This window comes from Streptomyces sp. NPDC037410 (genome assembly GCF_055602235.1).
In genome coordinates this window covers 10,142-27,714 of sequence record NZ_JBVJWR010000032.1, presented here as the reverse complement: position 1 = coordinate 27,714, position 17,573 = coordinate 10,142, and the positions used below count along the sequence as shown (strand labels likewise).

The following is a 17,573-nucleotide window of genomic DNA, read 5'->3' as shown; positions in this document are numbered from 1 at the left end:
GACGGTTGACGTGCGGTGCGGGGCCCGGCGTCCTTCGGTCCGACCTGGGATCCGCTGGCTGCGGGTCGACCGAGAGCCGTTGTCTACTGAACGTCCGGGCCCCACCCGGGTCGCACCTTCCGCCGGAGAAACCTTCCCTCGCAGCCGAGGCGCGGGCGGCGTTCGGCTACGGCGTGGAGGTGCGGTCCGGTCGGACGTCCTGTGGTGGACGCGGTGAACCTACCCGCCCCTGACGGGCGACTGTCAACACCCGCTTGACCTGCGAAGACTCCGTGAAAGGCCAGGCCGGAGGGGAAGATCCGCAGGTCGGGGACAAGCGTGCGGGGCGGCACCGCGAGGTCGAAATGTCCCGACATCACTCGTTCGGCCGTACGAACACCGTCTGGCCGTACACCACCGTCCGCAGGCAGACGGGGAGATCCACACCGGGCGACAGATCGGGCAGACCGGGCGTTCCGGAGCGGGGGTCGGTGGACCAGCGGGCGACCCGGTCGTCGGGCGCCTGGACGACGAGCTCCTCGGTGCGCCAGACCGCGTAGTCGGCGGGGGCTCCGGGGACCAGCGTCCCCGCGTCGTCCCGGCCGACGGCCCGCCAGCCGCCCCGGGTGTGGGCGGTGAAGGCGGCCCGGGCGGAGATCCGGTGCTCGGGGGTCCGGTGGAAGGCGGCGGCCCGGACGGTGCCCCAGGGGTCGAGCGGGGTGACCGGGCTGTCCGAGCCGAAGGCCAGCGGCACGCCGGCGCGGAGCAGCGCGGCGTACGGGTTGAGGGTGCGGGCCCGCTCGGCGCCGAGCCGGTCGGCGTACATGCCCTCCTCGCCGCCCCAGAGCGCGTCGAAGGCGGGCTGGACGGAGGCGGTGAGCCCCAGCTCGGCGAAGGCGGCGATCGTCTCGGGGGTGAGCATCTCGACGTGCTCGACGCGGTGCCGGGCGGCCCTGATCCGGGCCAGGCCGAGCTTCTCGGCGGCGGCCCTGACACCCTCGACGACGGCGGACACGGCGGCGTCCCCGATGGCGTGGAAGCCGGCCTGGAGGCCCGCCTCGGTGCAGGCGACGACGTGCAGGGCGATGGCGGCCGCGTCCAGGTGGGCCGAGCCGCTGTGCCCGGCGTGGTCGGCGTACGGCTCGTGGAGGCAGGCCGTGTGGGAGCCGAGGGAGCCGTCGGCGAACAGGTCGCCGGCCGCGCCGAGGGCGCCCAGGGCCCGCGCCCGCTCGACGTCGAGGTCGGCCCAGTAGCCGACGACCCGGGGCCCGGCCTCCTCGCGCGCGAGGTCCAGGAGCCCCGTGAAGTCCTCCTCGGAGGAGATCTGCGGCCCGCCGCACTCGTGCAGGGTGCCGATGCCGAGGGAGGCGGCCCGGAGCCGGGCGGCGCGCTGCGCCTCGGTGCGCTGGAGCGGCGACACGGCGGCGAAGGCGGCCGCGCGCACGGCGTGGTGGGCGTCGCCGGTCAGCGGCCGCTGACCGTCGTGGAAGCCGTCCAGGTCGCGGATGCCGGGCACGAGGTCGAGCAGGGCGGTCGTGACGACGGCCGAGTGGACGTCGATCCGGGTCAGGTAGAGCGGGCGGCCGCCGGTGAGTTCGTCGAGCTCGGCGCGGGTGAGCGGGCGGCGCTCGGGCCAGCGGGAGGCGTCCCAGCCGTGGCCGATGAGGATGCGGTCCCCGGGCCGGGCGGCGGCGTGGGCGCGGATCAGCTCCGCTGCCTCGGCGAGCGAGGCGGCGGAGGACAGGTCGAGGCCGGTGAGGGCGAAGCCGGAGGCCGTGGTGTGCACGTGCGCGTCGACGAACGCCGGGGTGACGAGCGCGCCCTCCAGGTCGACGACCTCGTCCACGCCGGACGCGAAGGCGTCGGCCGCACCCTCCGAGCCCACCCAGGCGACGTGACCGCGCTCCACCACCATGGCGGTGGCGAAGGGGTCGGCGGGGCTGTGGACTTCTCCACCGCGCAGCAGCACGGTGCGGTGTTCGACGGCGGACGCGGGAGGCATGGACTCGCTCATGGCACCAGGCTAGGACCTGCCAGGACACGGTTTGTCCGGCAGGTCCCCCTGGGCGGCCCCGGTCGCCGGTCGCCCGGCGGATCGCGGGGGCGCGTCAGATGCGGGGCGGCCTGGCCTCGTACGGCGTGGAGAGGACGACGGTCGTGCGGCTGGAGACCCCGGCCTGGGTGCGGATGCGGGTGAGCAGGTGCTCCAGCTCCAGCGGGGTGGCGACGCGGACCTTGAGGATGTAGTTCTCGTCACCCGCGACGCTGTGGCAGGCCTCGATCTCCGGGATGTCGGCGAGCCGGTCGGGGGTGTCGTCCGGGGCGCTGGGGTCGAAGGGTTTGACCGAGATGAACGCGGTGAGCGGCAGGCCCACGGCCTCCGGGTCGACGACGGCGGCATAGCCGCGGATGACACCGCGCTGCTCCAGGCGGCGGACGCGCTGATGCACCGCCGACGTGGACAGGCCGGTGGCCTTGCCCAGGTCGGTGTAGCTCATGCGCCCGTCCTTGACGAGCAACTCGACGATCTGACGATCCAGCTCCTCCATGCGGTGACCCTAGTGCTCCGCGCGGGCGGGGGCACAGTCGGGGGCGGCGCTTATAGGGCGCTATGGGCGGTCACGGGGCACCTGCGACGGGCATGTGACGAACGCCACAGGTTTGCGCCCGGCCCGGGGTGCCGCCTCACGGTTATGCGGAGTTCCGCATGGGAAGTGCTTGCTGTGGTCGAGGCCGCAGAGATCCGGCCGACCCAGCCGAGGGGGAGAATCCCAATGCAGGAGCCTGTTGAATCGGTCGACACGTCCGACGAGCTCGACGCGTACGACACCTTTGAGATGTTCCGGGTGGTCTGCCCGGAGTGCGAGCAGCCCATCGCGCTGCTCGCGGACGAGGACGCGCTGCCGGAGCACGCGCTCTGCCCGACGCCGTGGAACCCCTTCGTCCTGACGGTCTGCCAGGGCACGGGCCTCTCGGCCTCCGAAGCCAGCTCCGCCGACGACGTCCCGGGCGTCCAGGAGCAGGACACCGCACTGCTCCTGACGCTCCCCCAGGGGCTCGACTGGCGCACGCAGCCCTTCTCGCACGTCGGCGGTCCGGGCTCGCGTCCGATCCGGGTGCCGCAGATGCGGCGCGCGGCCTGAGGCCCTCCGCTACCAGTAGGTTCCCCGCACCATCGCCGCGAGCGCGGCGTGGTGCAGGATCAGGCCGTCCGGGTCGCCGGGCACCTCGACCTCTCCGAAGTGGGCCTGGCGGTACGCGATCCTGAGCATCACGATCGCGTGCCGCAGCGCCGCGTAGAGCGTGTGGAACTCCATGTCGCGCGGGGTGTGCCCGGTCAGTTCCGCGTACCGCCGCTCGACCGCGTCGCGCCGCAGGAAGCCGGGGAGCCCGGGCTGGCCGAAGCCGACGGTCAGGTCCTGGAAGAAGCGGTGCAGATAGACCGTCCAGCCGAGGTCGACCTCGCGGGGGACGTACGAGGCCATCTCCCAGTCGAGGACGGCGGCGGGGGTGAAGCCGTCGTAGACGATGTTCCCGATGCGCGCGTCGCCCCAGCCGAGGACGGCCGGACCCTCGTCGGCCGGCCAGTGCTCCTCCAGCCGGGCGAAGGCCGACTCGATGAGCGGTGAGGGCGCGAGTCCCTCCACCACCCAGGCGTAGTAGGCGCGTTGGGCGTCGACGTGCCGGCGCAGCGGGCTCCCGGTGCCCTCGGGGAGCAGGAACTCGGCCTCCTTCGCGGGGAACTGGTCGTGCAGCCTGGCCAGTACGGAGACGGACTCGGCCTCCAGGAGGTCGCGTTCGGCGTCGGTGGCGGCGTGCAGCCAGTTCCCCTCGTACGTGTAGGGCATGACGTCCGGCGGGACGCGGCCCTCGGCGCGGGCCATCACGAAGAAGGGGGCGCCGAGCGGTTCGGGGTCCTCCTCCAGCCAGAGCACGCGCGGCACCGGGACGTCGGTGTGCTCGCCGACGAGCCGCATGACCCGGTGCTGGCGCGCCATGTCGTAGACGGGGAAGACGGTGTACGCGGCGGGGTCGGCGGCCAGCCGCAGGGCGCAGCCGCGTACGGGGGCGTCCGGGTGGTCGATGTCGAAGAGCAGGGTCTCGCTGGACATGCCGTTCGAGCCGGGGACGGCGAGGCCGGTGACGCGGGCTCCGGGCAGGTACCGGTCGAGCCAGGCGGTGAGCCGCCTGCCGAGCTCCTCCGGGTCGCGGGTGGTGGTGCGGGGGCGGGGCGCGGTGGCCACATCGGCCTCCTCAGTTGGCTGTCGAGGTGTGGTCGGCGAATCCGCTGGGGTCGTGGCGGCCGAAGGAGCCGTGCTCGAAGATGCCGTAGCCGGTGCGGCCGTCGAGGGTGAAGCGGGCGGCGTGGTCGGTGACGCCGTAGGCGGCCATGGGGTGGGCCGCGGGGTCGGAGAGGTCGTAGACGCGGCGGTCGGTCCAGCCGCGGCCCTGCCAGGTCCCGTGCTGCCAGTCGGTGGCGGGCGGGTACCCGGCGCCGACCGCCAGCGGTGAGGAGGCGAGGATCTCGACGCCGATCTCCAGGGGCTTTCCGGCCGGGTCCGTGAGGTGGACCGTGGCCCGCTCGGGGTGGCGGGTGCCGGAGCGGTAGGTGATCTCGGTGCGGGGCCAGCCGAGTTGGGCGTCACGGCGGCCGTTCCGTACGAGGAGGGCCTCGTTGAGGGTGCGGTAGCCGTCGGCGTCCTCCTGGGCGATGACCATGAGGAAGCGGTCCTCGAAGCGCATCGGGATCCAGAGCCAGTGGAAGCCCTCGGGGCGGAACTCGGCGGCGCGGCCGGGTTCTTCGCCGGGCAGGGGGCGCACGCCCCAGCTGCGGTCGCGGGTGCCGGTCCACTCCCCCGCGGTGACGGCGAACTCCTCGCCGCCGGCCCTGATGGTGCCCGCGCAGTGGCCGGCCTGGACGAAGCGGCGGCCTTCGAGGGTGAGCCTGCCGCCGTGCCGCTGGGTGTGGTGGGGCTCCCAGACGGCGGGGAAGTCGCCGGTCCAGGTGAGGTCGAAGGAGAGCCCGCCCGGGTCGTCGGGGTCGGCCGCGCAGTGCAGGGCGAGGCGCTTGAGGGGCTCGTCGACGGTGATGGTCAGCGGCCCGACGGAGAGGTGCGTCCGGTCGTCGCCGAGGGCGTCGGAGGCGCGGACGGCGTGCAGCCGGTCGCCGGTGCGCAGGGTGGCGTAGGCGTCGACGACCCCGGTGTTGGGGTAGACGCCGAGGCCGGCGATGAGCAGGGCACGGCCGGTGTGGTCGAAGACGTGGAAGATGCACCGGTCGTAGGCGTTCCGGTCGCCGCTGACGTGGTGCTTCATCGAGAGCGGTGCCTGGTGCACGGGGTATTCGTCGAGCGCGACGGGCCGGTCGTCGTCCACGGCTGACCTCCTGAGCGGCGAGTGGGATCTGACGGTACGTCAGGTGCCGTCCGGGGGGCCAGAGCCGTGCACCGGGTACCGGGCGAACTGCCGCTCGAATCCGCTCGGCGGTGACCCCGGCCGCCGGGGCGCGTTGGTCCCGGCATGACCACGCTGTACACCACTCCCAGCGGTCTCGGTCGGCATCGGCAGGCCGAACCGCGCGGTGAAGAATCGGTTCCTCAGTCGCAGGCGCTCCCGGCGGCGAGGCCGGCACCGGCCACCGCGCCGGTCTCGGCCCCCGTCCCCGTACCGGCGCAGGTGCACGGACAGACCCAGGTACATGGGCAGATGCAGGCGCAGGCCCACGGGCAGATCCAGGCACAGGCCCAGATGCACGGGCAGGCCCAGGTCCACGGGCAGACTCAGGCACAGGCCCAGATGCACGGGCAGGCCCAGGTCCACGGGCAGACTCAGGCACAGGCCCAGATGCACGGGCAGGGTCAGCTGCACGGGCAGACTCAGGCACAGGCCCAGATGCACGGGCAGGGTCAGCTGCACGGGCAGGCCCAGCCTCAGATGCAGGTGAAGCCCCCCGCCCCCGCCGACCCGCCCATCTACCGGGACGTGCTCTCCCTCTGGGCCAGCCAGGGCCGTACGCTGCCCGGTCACCGGGACCAGGAGTGGACCCGGCTGGCCGCCGGACCGGTCTGGGCGGACCGCACCGTACGCGTCAGCGGGATTCTGGTCCGACCAGGTGACGGGCGATGACCACGCGCTGGATCTGATTGGTCCCCTCGACGATCTGGAGCATCTTCGCCTCGCGCAGATACCGCTCCACGGGGAAGTCCGCCGTGTAGCCGTAGCCGCCGAGCACCTGCACCGCGTCCGTCGTGACCTGCATGGCGGCGTCCGTGCAGAAGAGCTTCGCCATGGCCGCGCACCGGCCGAAGGCCCGCCCCTCGTCCCGGAGCCGCGCCGCCTCCAGGTACAGCGCCCGGCCCGCCTCGATCCGGGTCGCCATGTCGGCGAGCAGGAAGCGGAGCCCCTGGAAGTCGGCGATCGGACGGCCGAACTGGCGGCGCCCCCTCGCGTACGCCACGGCCTCGTCCAGGGCCGCCTGGGCAAGACCCACGGCACAGGCGGCGATGCCGAGCCGCCCCGAGTCCAGGGCGTCGAGCGCGATCGCGAATCCCTGCCCCTCACGGCCGAGCCGACGGTCGTCGCCGACGCGCACCCCGTCGAAGTGGAGCTGCGCGGTCGGGGAGCCCTTCATGCCCATCTTCCGCTCGGGAGGGGCGGCGCTCAGCCCCGGCGCGTCCCCCGGCACCAGGAAGGCGGTGATGCCGCGCGCGCCCGGTCCGCCGGTCCGGGCCATGACCGTGCAGAAGTCCGCGATCCCACCGTGCGTGATCCAGGCCTTGGTGCCGTCGACCACCCACGCGTCCCCCTCCCGGACGGCGCGGGTCCGCAGGGCCGCCGCGTCCGAACCGGCCGAGGGCTCGGAGAGGCAGTACGCGCCGAGGAGCCCGCCGCCCAGCATCGCGGGCAGGTGCGCGGCCCGCTGCTCCTCGGTGCCGTAGCCCGCGAGCGCGTGGCAGGACAGGCTGTGGACGCTCACCCCGAGCCCGACGGTGAGCCGGGCGGCGGCGAGCTCCTCCAGGACCTGGAGGTAGACCTCGTACGGCTGACCGCCCCCGCCGTACTCGGGGTCGTACGGCAGTCCGAGCAGCCCTGAGCGGGAGAGCAGCGCGAACACCTCACGGGGGAAGCGGCCGGCGGCCTCCTCCTCCGCGGCGTGCGGGGCGATCTCCCGCCGGGCGATGTCCCGCACGAGGGAGAGCAGTTCCCGGGCCTCGTCGGTGGGCAGTCGGCGTTCCACGCCGTCCGCGGTGCTGTCGGCCATGGCCGGACGCTCCTCCCTGCCGGGCGCGGGGCGCGGCGATCGGGGGGAGTATGCCCGTTCCGTACCGGAGGATCACACGGCCGCGGGGGATGCACACGGTTGCCGGTTCAACGGCTCCGATGGGGCCTGCCACCGTCACGGCCGAGGGCAGAGGCATCCTTCGGCCTACCGGGACGCCTCGTCGTCGACGGACAACACCCTGGCGGCGGCATCGAGACGGGCCAGCACGCGGTCACGGCCGAGCAGCTCCATGGACTCGAACAGCGGGAGTCCGATCGTCCGGCCGGTGACCGCGACCCGGATGGGCGCCTGGGCCTTGCCGAGCTTGAGGCCGTGCTTCTCGCCGACGGCGAGCAGGACGGCCTTCAGGTCGTCCGCCTTCCAGTCCGCGACGGCGGCCAGCTCGGCACGGGCGTCGGACACGACGCCTTCGGCGCCGGCCTTCATCGCCTTGTTCCACGACGCCTCGTCCCGGACCGGCTCGTCGAGGAACAGGAAGTCCACGTAACCGGTGATCTCCGACAGCAGCGCCAGCCGGGTCTGGGCCAGGGGCGCCGCCGCCTCGAAGACGTCCTTGTCGAAAGCCTCCGGGCCCCACGGCGCGTACGGGGCGACGAGCCACGGCGCGCAGGCGTTGGCGAACTGCTCAGGCGAGAGCGCGCGGATGTAGTCGCCGTTGAACGCCGTCAGCTTCTTCACGTCGAAGAAGGCCGGCGCGGTGTTGACGTCCTCGATACGGAAGAGCTGCTCCAGCTCCTCGTGCGGCATGATCTCCCGGTCGTCGCCGGGGCCCCAGCCCAGGAGCATGAGGTAGTTCACCATCGCCTCGGGCAGGAACCCCTCGGCGAGATAGGCCTCTAGCGCGACCTTGTCACGGCGCTTGGACAGCTTCTGCCGCTTCTCGTTCACGATCACCGGCAGATGCGCCCACACCGGCGGCTCGGCGCCGAACGCCTCCCACAGCAGCTGCTGCTTCGGCGTGTTCGACAGGTGCTCCTCGCCGCGGATGACCTGCGTGATGCCCTCGTCCAGGTCGTCGACCACATTCGCGATCAGGAAGACCGGGGACCCGTCGCCACGGGCGATCACGAAGTCCTCGATCGCGCTGTTCGGGAACGCCGGCTCCCCGCGCACGAGGTCGACCACGACGGTCTCGCCCTCGTCCGGCGTACGGAACCGCAGCGCCCGCCCCTCCTCGAAGGCCAGCCCGCGCTCCCGGCAGAACCCGTCGTACCCGAGGTGATCCGACCCGGTGCGCTCCTTCAACTGCTCCCGGGTGCAGTCGCAGTAGTACGCCCGCCCGGCCGCGAAGAGCCGCAGAGCCGCGTCACGGTGCCGGTCGGCGTTGTGCGACTGGAAATACGGCCCCTCGAAGGCCGGGTCCCCACCATCGATACCGATGGCCGCGAGCGCGTTGACGATCCCGTCGATCCACTCCGGCTTGTTCCGCGCCGTGTCGGTGTCCTCGATCCGCAGCACGAAGGTGCCGCCGGACTGTCGCGCCACCGCCCAGTTGTAGAGAGCGGACCGCGCACCACCGACATGGAACATGCCGGTCGGGGACGGGGCGAAACGAACACGAACCGGAGGAGTAGACATGCGCCCCACGGTACCGATGCCGCCCGCCCCTCCGGATCACCCCGCCCCCGGCAACGTAATCAATCCAGGCCGAGCGCCTGCAGCGCGCGCTGCTGGCTCGGTGTGGGTCTGGCCGGCCAGTAGAGGTAGCAGACGGCGCTGACTCCGGCCCCTCGCGGGAGCCTGGCCCCGTCGAGCGAGGACGACGAAGAAACCCCGCCGGGGTCGCCGGCGGGGTTTCCTTTTCATCGAGCCGTCAGGCCCGACAAGCAGAGATCAGGGTCGCAGACCCTTCACGTACACCGCACTTCCGTGCGCGTGCGGATCCGGTTTCTCGACCTGGAATCCGGCCGAGGCGAGGATTCCCAACAAGGCGCCCTGCATGATCTTGTGAATGTCCCGGTGGTGGCGCACGACCGGAGGTGGATCCGCGTAGCCGATCCCCTTCTCGAAGAGTTCGAGGGCAGCGGTCCGCAATTCCGCGTCCGTCCGCCAGTCCACGTACACCCCGCCTTCGAGAATCCGGTCCACATGAACGTCCGCACCGGGCCTCTCCAGCGCGCCACCGTCGAGGTCGACTCGACGGGCGGGAAGTCCTGCCCGGGCCAGTTCACGGCAGACCTGGTCGGCCAGCTCGTTCCACTCGGCGAGGACTTCTGGCGTGGCCTTGGGGGGCAAGTTGAACTCGTTGTCCCTCATGCGCCCGGTGGAACGAAAGTGGGTCGCAGTCCGGGGGGCAGGTCGGACACCTGCCCGAACACCAGGACGTGTTCCGGGTTCGTTTCGTCGTTCTCAGGGGTGGCAATGATCCCCGCCGACAAAAGGATTCTGATCAGCGCACCCTGCATATGGAGAGCGATCGCTCCGGGCAACCGGACGGCCGGGGCGTCAGCAGGGCTTCCGGAGGCGAGGGAGTCGACGGCGGCCCGGAGCAGGCCGACGTCGCACCTCCACCCCACGGACACAGCCGCGGAAGCCGTCTCGGCGTCAGGATCTATGTGGACCACCGCGCCCGACCGGTCTACGCTGCCGGAATCCCTTTCGCGGAAGGCGGGCAGGCCGGCACTCCCGAGTGCCTGGACGACCTGCTCGGCCAACTCGGTTCGAATGGCGAGGACGTCATCGGAAGCACGGGGGAATCCGTACTCGGTCATGGATTTTCCTCACTTCTTCCGGTGGGCTGCGGCGGATGTCGCGAACGGGTCCGCCTCGTCCCGACGCACGCCCTGCTGATCGGCGGCGCTGAAGGAGGACCTTCCTCCGAACGCCCGGATCGTGTTGTAGAGGAGAGAGCCCGAGCCGGGCCCGTCGGGGATGGACCACGATATCGGCGTCCCCGGCTTCAGGACATCCGCCAGCATGGGTGCACACACGGGGCAGGGGCTTCGCTCGGGGGCGATCTTCTGGGCGCACCTGGTCGACGCCGGACGCAGCCGCCCCAGGCGAGCTTGTCCCAACGGGTGTCCATTCACGAGGTGTCTCGCTGGCTCGGACATCGTTCGATCAAGGTCACGGTGGACCGGTACGGCCACCTCACGCAGGACGGCCAGGAGTGCTGCCGTCAGGTCGTCGAGACGACCGTCGGGCCGCACATGCTCACACCAGGCCGAGCGCCTGCAGCGCGCGCTGCTGGCTCGGTGTGGGTCTGGCCGGCCAGTAGACGTAGCAGACACCGCCCGTACCGCTTCTGACCTTGCCGTTTGCGTCGTAGCGCTTGGTGCGGAGCCAGATGTTCTCCAAATGGGAGGGCGCCACTTACCATGCGGCACCCTCCTGCGCAAACATGCAGGTCAGAGGCGCGGACCGCGCGAGGCAAATCGAGCGCGGATGCGCTCGTGCTGACCTGGTGCTGACTTCCGCCGGCGTCCGTTCCGGTCCGTTCGGGTGCGTCGTGCTGGATCGGTGCTGACTCCGGGGCCCTCGTCGCCCGGCCGGCCTCCACCCGTTTGGCGCGGCCGCCCTTCCTCACTACCGTCCTCGCAAACAGCTGAAGCAAGCGTAGAGGAATACTCATGAGTGAGCCGATGTGGGACGTCAAGGCGCTTGCCGTATATCTCGGGAAGCCCACTTCTTGGGTGTACGACAACCATCTCAAGGAGGAACTGCCGAGCTTTCGCGTAGGCCAACAGCTTCGGTTCTCACCGACGGAGGTCCGTAAATGGCTGGAAGAACGATGCCGAATGGTCGCATAATCGCGAAATTCAGAACTCGGGATCCCAAACCCCGTACACGCCGAGCGCACACTCTCGACTGACACGAACAGAGCCCCACCGATCAAGGGACCTGTTCATATAGAGCCCCTCGCGCCTCCCACAGCTCACGCTCGACGGCTTCGGTGAGACTTGGGTTATCGATAAGAACGCCGAACTCAACGTTACTATTCTCGGCGCTCCAAGAGAAGTTCGCGCTGGTGACCAGCAGGAGATGGTGGTCAATGGCAAGAAACTTGGCGTGGTTACGGACGTAGCCGCCGTCGAATTCCTTGGTACGCCATACCCTGGCCGGGGCCAGGTGCGCCGCTACCTCTGCGGTCGAGGGAGGCGCGTACGGTCCGTGGCCTTCAGCGGCCCGGGTGTCCATGTAGACGCAGACGGCTACGCTGTCACGCTGCGCGGCCGTCCGAAGTGACGTCCAGAGCGCCGAGCTGCGCTGGAAGTTGAAGGTTGAGCAGGTGATCGCGTGCCGGGCACTGTCTACGAGTCGGGTGACCGAAGTGGTAAGGGGTCCGCTCTGAGCAAGATGTCCAGGCATGGTCCACAGCGGCGACAGGGCTGCCGGAAGAGCCCGCGCACCCTCGATCGCCCGTAGGACGCATATCTGCTGGTGTATCGCTCCGGCGTCTCGCCCCATCGTCTCCAGCAGGCGCCGGACCTCTGCTCGATGGCCGGCCGCGACGACCTTGAGTGCAGTGGTCAAGGTGTCGCCGTCGGCCAGGCGGTCCGCTATGTCTTTGGCCTCGGTTCCGGTCAGAAGCCGACCGAGCTGCCGTGGCGCGTCAGCGTCACTCATGGGTTTGGAAGAAGCCGAGGTCACTGCCAGGCAGGTCGAGAAGGAAACGGCGGTCCAGAAAGCGGTTGGCGCGCTCGCAGGAGGTCTCCGAGGCCATGACGCAGCAGTGGCAGGCGGCGCCGTGAAGGAAATCCTCGGGGTCCTGTGGGGTGCGCTTGGAGCAGATGGGGTCGGAGGAGCAGCGTGCGGCCTTCCGCAGAGCGCTGCTGACGACCTGTTGGAGGCGCGTGGGCTCGCTGAGCTGTACGAGGCCGCCGAGGGTGCCGTCGCTGTCTGAGGCGGTGGTGCAGATGAGAAGACCAGCCGCAGGGTCGCGGCCTTCGGCTGCGGGCCATGCGTAGAGGCGCTCGCTGAGGCTGGCGGCCGAGTATCCGCAGGTCAGGGCGAGTTCGCGGATGAGGATGTGGGCGAAGGTATGGACGAGCCAGTAGCGCGGGGGCTTCAAGCGAGTGTCGGGATGGACCTGGTCGGCGGTCTCGGAGAAGCGACGCTTGAAGTTCCTCTCGTGTGCCTTGCGGTGGAGCTCCCACAGGTGGGTGTCCAGGACGCGCTCTTCCCACGCGGCGACGGCTTTCTCGTCGAGTTGGAGGAAGATACCTTCGCCCCGGTCCTCGGTGGCCACGGTCCAGCTCGGCCGGGACGTACGCGTCAGCGGGGCCAGGCGGCGCGGGAGGTCACCGACGCGGTCCATGTCGTCGATGCGGGTAAAGCCGACCAAGGCATTCACCTTGCGGAGGCGTTCGACCGCGAGCACACGGGTGATCTCTGGTTGCAGGGCGTCGCCCCGATCACGGGTGGAGAGGGTGAGTCCGCTCTTGGGGTTCTCGACGCGGGCGCCGACGATGTCGCGCAGCAGGTATCGCCATTCGGGGACGAGGAGGTCGACCGGGTCCCAATCACGGAGCTTCTCCTCCTGCTCCTCGGGAGTGTCAGTCGGAGCGGAGGCCGCCTGGAGGACCTGTTCCAGGTCGTAGTCGGGCATGGCGGTGACGTCGACGCGGTCGTCGAGAAGGTCCCGAATCATGTCCAGGTTGTGGCGGTACTTAGCGAGCTTGTCGCCGAGGGCGGTGCGGACCCGGTCGGCCAGGTCACTTTCCTTCTCCTCCTGAGACTCCGGCATCACGATGATCGACTGAGTGGCCGGGAACCACAGGTTGGAGGCGCCGACGAGCATCAAGCGGGTCTCGTTACGACAACCCTTGGGCTCGAACGCGTCCAAGTGAGGGTGGCGACCTCGGCACTGCGGAAGTTTCGCCCTGCCGGCCTCGCCCTGGGCCTCGTTCATCGGTCGCCGCATGTCACAGGACGCGCAGTGGATGACGGCCGAGGCGCCCTTACCGGCGGTCCGGTCGACCATCTTCAGAGCGGGCAGTTCCGCCTTGCTGCATCGCTGCCCGTGATGCACCCACAAGTCGTACGGGAACTCGTCCAGGTGGCCGTCGACACAGGCCAGCAGATACCGGGCTGGGATGGCGGTGCGGCGCATCGCCTTGCGGGTGCCGGACCCTGCCCGACCTGTGCACTTCGCATGCTCAAAGACCGCCAAGTCGGTTCGGAAAGGATGCGTGTTGCGGTAGTCGAACTGGGCAAGCAGTCCGAGCATGTCGCAGCCCGTGCACCGAAGCCACTGCGGGAAAACCCGAGACGGGACTCCGAGGTCGTTACCTTCGGCAGACCGACTGTACTTCTTCGGCTGCCAGGGGAAAGGCCGCAGCTGCACGTCGGGCGAGCGCAGCATCATCCGAACCACGTCACGCAGACGCGGAGCATGGATCTGCGGAGGCGCGGAATCACGGCGTCGCCAGATGCGGTCCCAATCGTCCAGACCGGTCGGCATGATCGTGAACTGCGGCAGGTCCATGATCGCGCCGGGACCATAGGTATAGAGCAGGGAGGAGGGGCGGGCCGAACCGACCTTGGCACGGTTGTGCTTGGTGGCCTTGTCCGCCTCCTGCTCCAGGTCGCCCAGCGGGTCCACTGCGTGGGCGACGTCGTAGACGAAGCGCGTCTCGTCACTCACGAGTTGTCCTCCGGCATCTTCCACTGAGGGGCATGGTCGGGTGCGCGGTACACGAGTCGTTCCTTGATCGGGCTCACCAGAAGGTTGATCTCTGGCTGTACCTCGCGCATCGAGTTCGCCACGACGAACGGCGCGGCATCTCGGGCGTCGATGCCCGCCTTGGCGTTCTCCGCGCTCATCATCAGCGCGTCGTGCCGGCCGTCGTCCAGAACCCTCTCGTACACCAACGACTTACGGTCCTCCATGAGGCTCTTGCGTCGCTTGCCCCATTGGTCGAGCCGGTTCTCCAGACGCAGGCGGGCACGGTGGGCGGCGTCCTCGCCACCGGCCCGCACAACACGGCGGACCAACGCGTCGACGAGTTCGCCCGCGAAGTGCTGCTCGGCCTCGATACGGGCCGCCCCGTCCTCTGGGGACAGTCCTTGGCCGTGGCCGGCCTTGGCGGCCTGCAGGACACGGGCGGCGCTGACCAGCACTCCGTCCAGACCACGCTCCATGGAGGTCACCGAGAACGGCGTCACGGACAGCGCCTCCACCTGGGCGTAGAACGTCTCATGGTAGTGGCGGAACTGCTCGAAGTGGGCGAGGTCCCTCGGTCGCGCCCAGTTCCCGAGCGCGACCACCAGGCCTGGCCGGTCCGCGGTACGGCCGACACGGGAGGACGCCTGGATGTACTCCGCTGTGTTCTTCGGCTGTCCGACCACGAGCATCAGACCGAGGCGGGTGACATCCACACCCACCTGGAGCATGGAGGTGGCCAGGACCACGTCGTACGGATTGACCTCACGCGTGGGTTCGTTTTTCTTCGCCTCCCGCAGGGCGCGCCGGTTCCTCTTGCCTGCGGTGGAGTCGAAGCCCGGGTCGAACGCCGTCGCCATCTGATCCAGGGTCGCGGTGATGTCCGCGCTGGCCACACGCGAGGTCAGCTCGGCGACGTGCAGCGAACCATAATCGGTGCCGGTGCGACGCGGGAGCTTCGACCACGGCCGGCCCTTAGCGAGTGCGGTCTGGATGTCGTCGCTCATGTATCGGGCCATACCGGCGAGTTCGCGAGTGGCACTGAAGTACCCGACCAGGCTCATGTACGGATCGGCCGCGCGTCCGAAACGGTCGAGAAGCAGTTGCCCGCCGGCCAGGAGCACCTCGGCGACTCGAATCTCCGCCGTGGTCAGGCGGACCCCGGTCGTGCTGATCCCGATGTACCGGCGGCCCGGGTGCTTCTCGGAGACCGGGATCTCCTTGGAGAAGTATGTGTTCCCTGCGTCCAGGACCTGCGGCGGGAAGATGGTGACGTCGCGCCCGTACAGCGCGCGCACTTGTTCCCAAGCGTTTCGGGCAGTGGCCGTGGAGGCGACGAGCAGCGGACGCACCGGGTTTCCGTCCTTCGTCCGCCAGTCGGTCATCACGTCGATGGCCACCTCGAAGAGGCCCACTGTCGTGCCGAGCGCTCCGGTGATCAGGTGCAGTTCGTCCTGGATGACGAGATCCGGGGGACGTAGCCGCGTGACCGGGTGGACAGGGGCCGCCGGCCGGCCGTCCTTCTTCGGATGCTTGTTGCCGTCCTTGATGTCGCACTGCTGGTAGTCGGGATGCACGAAACCATGCCGTTCGCAGCGCCGCGAGACGTGCCCGAACAGCGAGGCGGCCTCCCCTTCCCTCGCAAGGCGGGCGAACTTGTCCACGGTCGCGATGACGAAGGCAGGCGCGAGCCGGTAGATCTCCTCGTCCACCGTGAGAACAGGCAGCCCCTCCGGGACCTCGCCACCATCGGCGAACGGACAGTCAGCCAGCTCGTCACCGCAGTACACGTACACCCGACGCAGGATGGGCTCCGTGCGCACATCGCGTGCCTCGACCCGCGTCCCGCACCACGGGCAGCGCTGGATCTGCAGCACCGTCAGCCGATAGCCACGACCCCCATGCGCCTTCTGCAACTGCTCGGCAGCCTCGTCGTACCGCTTCGGGCTCACATCGGTACCCACCCACAGCCCGATCCGGAACGGCTCTTCCCCCCACATCACCTCATCATCGCGCCGCGCCAGCTCCGCCGCGCACACCAGGGCGGTGGCCCGTTGGAACTGCTGGGCGGTGAGCAGGCGCAGCGTGTACCGCATGAGGACGGCGACTCCGGACCGTCCGTCCAGCGGACCGTCGAAGGCGTTCACTACGCCCTGGCGACGGCGGATGGCGAAGGTGTACGCGGCAAGCCCGAGGTACGCCTCCGTCTTGCCACCACCGGTCGGGAAGAACAGCAGCTGCGCTCTGGCCAGATCCCCCGACCGCTTCTCGGCCGCCGGGTCGGACAGCATCGGCAGCTGCATGAGCACGAAGGCAAGCTGGAAGGTGCGCCACGAATGCGCCAGGGTCCCCTTCTCGGCGAGGATTGCCTCACGGGCCTCCTCGATGCTCTCCTCCGGCCGACTCGCACGCCGCTCCGCGACCTGCGACTGCACACGCTGATCGGCCATCACCCGGTTCATGAACCGGAAGCAGCGCAGCGCCTCTTCGTCCTCAAGGAGATGTTGCAGACCATCCTCAAGCTGGTGCTGTACCCGACGCGCTTCGTCAACTGCGTCCAGACCCTCGGATCGCAGGTGTTCGGGGAGTGCCTCGGCCCTCCGCTCCTCGCCGTCCAACCAGGCCGTGTAGCCGGCGACGATCGGCTCAAGCCCCGTACGCAGCTCCTCGGCAGACGCTTCCTGGAGCTTGCGCATATCCAGCAAGGCGGCGCCGATCTCCTCGGCGGCAGTCTGCGGTGTCTCGCTCACCGGCAGCCATGTAGTCCAGACCTCGCTGGCTCGCCGCGCCCCCTCGGCCACCTTCCAGTCCACCGAGCAGGTCCGACCGTGGGCGAACTCGAGGCGGTTGCGGTACTGCAACCGCAGTCGCCGCAGTTCGTCGTCCTGCTCCTCTCGCGTGTCGAGGAGTACGTCGTTGACCGGCAGAAACACCTCAGCGCCATCGGCCGACACCGACAGCTTGGTCTGGTACAGCCACGCCTCGACCGGGATCTTCCTAGGTGTCTCCCGGTCGTTGCACAACGCCACCTCGATCAGCCGGCAGCCGCGCTCGGAGTCGTCGTATCGGTCGATCCGGAGCAGCACCTTGTCCTTGAGTACGATCTCGGTCGTACGGGAAGGCACCAGGTCGGCGACCTTGATCGCCTTCGTGAAGGCATGCGGGGTTCGCTGGAAGCGACGAAGAGCCGAGGCGGCTACGTTTTCACCGATCCCAGCCCCCTCCCCCCGCTTCTCCTTCACCGGCTCGTACGTGCCCCACGATGCGGTCACTCTGAACTCGTCCAGATCGTCCGGGATCTGAAGGCGCAACCCCATCGATGCCGGGATCATGAGCCCGCGCTTCTGCGGCTGGTCCTCGACCTCATCCTCATCAGAGCTGGCGCTGCTGTCATCGACGGCGGTAAGGGGTACACCCCGGCTCTCGGCGGCATCCACAGCGTCGCCCACATCCGTCGCGGCGTCGTCCGCCCCTGCTTCGCCGGGGTCGTCCTGGCCGGCGGTAAGGCGTACCGGTGCTATCCGACCGATCAGGTACGCCGAGTCCGGGACACCTTCGAGGATCTCATCCGGGCCGTTCGCCGGGCCGAGAAGCTCTCGCTCCAGGATGTCGGCCAGGTTCTCGCGGGCCGTCCAGGAGCGCCCGTCCGGCTCGAAGGAGAGCGAGTAGGACGAATCGAATGTGGGGTGGGGGACACTCACGCAGTTT

14 protein-coding genes and 1 pseudogene are annotated in these 17,573 nt (G+C 69.8%); 2 read left to right on the top strand and 13 right to left on the bottom strand.

What is annotated here, in order from left to right; all coding sequences use genetic code 11:
* Window positions 1–355: 355 nt before the first annotated feature.
* Both ACZ7HT_RS34605 and ACZ7HT_RS34600 read right to left on the bottom strand, forming a co-directional pair.
* Window positions 356–1,993, bottom strand: coding sequence for an amidohydrolase (locus tag ACZ7HT_RS34605; RefSeq protein ID WP_471173384.1), 1,638 nt, complete (start codon window positions 1,991–1,993; stop codon window positions 356–358).
* A gap of 94 nt (window positions 1,994–2,087) precedes the next feature.
* A complete protein-coding gene (locus ACZ7HT_RS34600; RefSeq protein WP_116162068.1) occupies window positions 2,088–2,528 on the bottom strand; it encodes an Lrp/AsnC family transcriptional regulator in 441 nt (146 codons plus the stop codon).
* A 225-nt stretch (window positions 2,529–2,753) separates the two neighbouring features.
* Between ACZ7HT_RS34600 and ACZ7HT_RS34595 the strand changes: the two genes are divergently transcribed.
* Window positions 2,754–3,122: a hypothetical protein gene (locus ACZ7HT_RS34595; RefSeq protein ID WP_471173382.1), complete on the top strand. Its 369-nt coding sequence runs from the start codon at window positions 2,754–2,756 to the stop codon at window positions 3,120–3,122.
* Window positions 3,123–3,131: 9 nt separating this feature from the next.
* Here ACZ7HT_RS34595 and ACZ7HT_RS34590 read toward each other — a convergent pair whose 3' ends face one another.
* The 8 genes and pseudogenes from ACZ7HT_RS34590 to ACZ7HT_RS34555 form a co-directional block, all read right to left on the bottom strand.
* On the bottom strand, window positions 3,132–4,223 hold the full coding sequence (locus ACZ7HT_RS34590) for a phosphotransferase family protein (protein ID WP_471173380.1): 1,092 nt from the start codon (window positions 4,221–4,223) through the stop codon (window positions 3,132–3,134).
* 10 nt (window positions 4,224–4,233) lie between these two features.
* Window positions 4,234–5,295 (bottom strand): Rv3169 family protein, encoded by a 1,062-nt coding sequence (locus ACZ7HT_RS34585; RefSeq protein ID WP_471173451.1) that lies wholly within the window; start codon window positions 5,293–5,295, stop codon window positions 4,234–4,236.
* A gap of 99 nt (window positions 5,296–5,394) precedes the next feature.
* Window positions 5,395–5,895 (bottom strand): hypothetical protein, encoded by a 501-nt coding sequence (locus ACZ7HT_RS34580; protein ID WP_471173378.1) that lies wholly within the window; start codon window positions 5,893–5,895, stop codon window positions 5,395–5,397.
* Between the two features lie 172 nt (window positions 5,896–6,067).
* Window positions 6,068–7,240, bottom strand: a complete 1,173-nt coding sequence (locus ACZ7HT_RS34575) for an acyl-CoA dehydrogenase family protein (RefSeq protein ID WP_471173377.1) — start codon at window positions 7,238–7,240, stop codon at window positions 6,068–6,070.
* Window positions 7,241–7,405: 165 nt separating this feature from the next.
* On the bottom strand, window positions 7,406–8,791 hold the full coding sequence (gene gltX / locus ACZ7HT_RS34570; RefSeq protein ID WP_471173450.1) for a glutamate--tRNA ligase: 1,386 nt from the start codon (window positions 8,789–8,791) through the stop codon (window positions 7,406–7,408).
* Between the two features lie 303 nt (window positions 8,792–9,094).
* Window positions 9,095–9,517 (bottom strand): hypothetical protein, encoded by a 423-nt coding sequence (locus ACZ7HT_RS34565; RefSeq protein ID WP_471173375.1) that lies wholly within the window; start codon window positions 9,515–9,517, stop codon window positions 9,095–9,097.
* The gene (locus ACZ7HT_RS34560) at window positions 9,514–9,972 is read right to left on the bottom strand and encodes a hypothetical protein (RefSeq protein ID WP_471173374.1); all 459 of its coding nucleotides are present in this window, start codon (window positions 9,970–9,972) and stop codon (window positions 9,514–9,516) included. The genes ACZ7HT_RS34565 and ACZ7HT_RS34560 overlap by 4 nt, the downstream gene beginning before the upstream one ends.
* A 442-nt stretch (window positions 9,973–10,414) precedes the next feature.
* Window positions 10,415–10,555 (bottom strand): annotated as a pseudogene (locus ACZ7HT_RS34555) (peptidase C39 family protein); the annotation flags it as partial.
* Between the two features lie 275 nt (window positions 10,556–10,830).
* On the opposite strand from ACZ7HT_RS34555, the gene ACZ7HT_RS34550 reads away from it, so the two are divergent.
* Window positions 10,831–11,010 carry a helix-turn-helix domain-containing protein gene (locus tag ACZ7HT_RS34550; RefSeq protein ID WP_471173372.1) on the top strand — a complete coding sequence of 60 codons (180 nt, stop codon included), beginning with the start codon at window positions 10,831–10,833 and terminating at the stop codon, window positions 11,008–11,010.
* Window positions 11,011–11,092: 82 nt separating this feature from the next.
* On the opposite strand, the gene drmC is transcribed toward ACZ7HT_RS34550, so the two are convergent.
* Genes drmC through drmA form a run of 3 tightly spaced genes read right to left on the bottom strand, consistent with a single transcriptional unit; the run spans window position 11,093 to window position 17,566 of the window.
* On the bottom strand, window positions 11,093–11,827 hold the full coding sequence (gene drmC / locus ACZ7HT_RS34545) for a DISARM system phospholipase D-like protein DrmC (RefSeq protein ID WP_471173369.1): 735 nt from the start codon (window positions 11,825–11,827) through the stop codon (window positions 11,093–11,095).
* Window positions 11,820–13,847 carry a DrmB family protein gene (drmB, locus tag ACZ7HT_RS34540; protein WP_471173367.1) on the bottom strand — a complete coding sequence of 676 codons (2,028 nt, stop codon included), beginning with the start codon at window positions 13,845–13,847 and terminating at the stop codon, window positions 11,820–11,822. The genes drmC and drmB overlap by 8 nt, the downstream gene beginning before the upstream one ends.
* Window positions 13,844–17,566: a DISARM system helicase DrmA gene (gene drmA, locus ACZ7HT_RS34535; RefSeq protein WP_471173365.1), complete on the bottom strand. Its 3,723-nt coding sequence runs from the start codon at window positions 17,564–17,566 to the stop codon at window positions 13,844–13,846. The genes drmB and drmA overlap by 4 nt, the downstream gene beginning before the upstream one ends.
* Window positions 17,567–17,573 lie beyond the last annotated feature (7 nt).

Coding starts and splice junctions, on each gene's coding strand:
- ACZ7HT_RS34605 (WP_471173384.1), bottom strand. CDS start 1,993: ATGAGCGAGTCCATGCCTCCCGCGTCCGCCGTCGAACACCGCACCGTG.
- ACZ7HT_RS34600 (WP_116162068.1), bottom strand. CDS start 2,528: ATGGAGGAGCTGGATCGTCAGATCGTCGAGTTGCTCGTCAAGGACGGG.
- ACZ7HT_RS34595 (WP_471173382.1), top strand. CDS start 2,754: ATGCAGGAGCCTGTTGAATCGGTCGACACGTCCGACGAGCTCGACGCG.
- ACZ7HT_RS34585 (WP_471173451.1), bottom strand. CDS start 5,295: ATGAAGCACCACGTCAGCGGCGACCGGAACGCCTACGACCGGTGCATC.
- ACZ7HT_RS34575 (WP_471173377.1), bottom strand. CDS start 7,240: ATGGCCGACAGCACCGCGGACGGCGTGGAACGCCGACTGCCCACCGAC.
- gltX (WP_471173450.1), bottom strand. CDS start 8,791: ATGTTCCATGTCGGTGGTGCGCGGTCCGCTCTCTACAACTGGGCGGTG.
- ACZ7HT_RS34565 (WP_471173375.1), bottom strand. CDS start 9,517: ATGAGGGACAACGAGTTCAACTTGCCCCCCAAGGCCACGCCAGAAGTC.
- ACZ7HT_RS34560 (WP_471173374.1), bottom strand. CDS start 9,972: ATGACCGAGTACGGATTCCCCCGTGCTTCCGATGACGTCCTCGCCATT.
- ACZ7HT_RS34550 (WP_471173372.1), top strand. CDS start 10,831: ATGAGTGAGCCGATGTGGGACGTCAAGGCGCTTGCCGTATATCTCGGG.
- drmC (WP_471173369.1), bottom strand. CDS start 11,827: ATGAGTGACGCTGACGCGCCACGGCAGCTCGGTCGGCTTCTGACCGGA.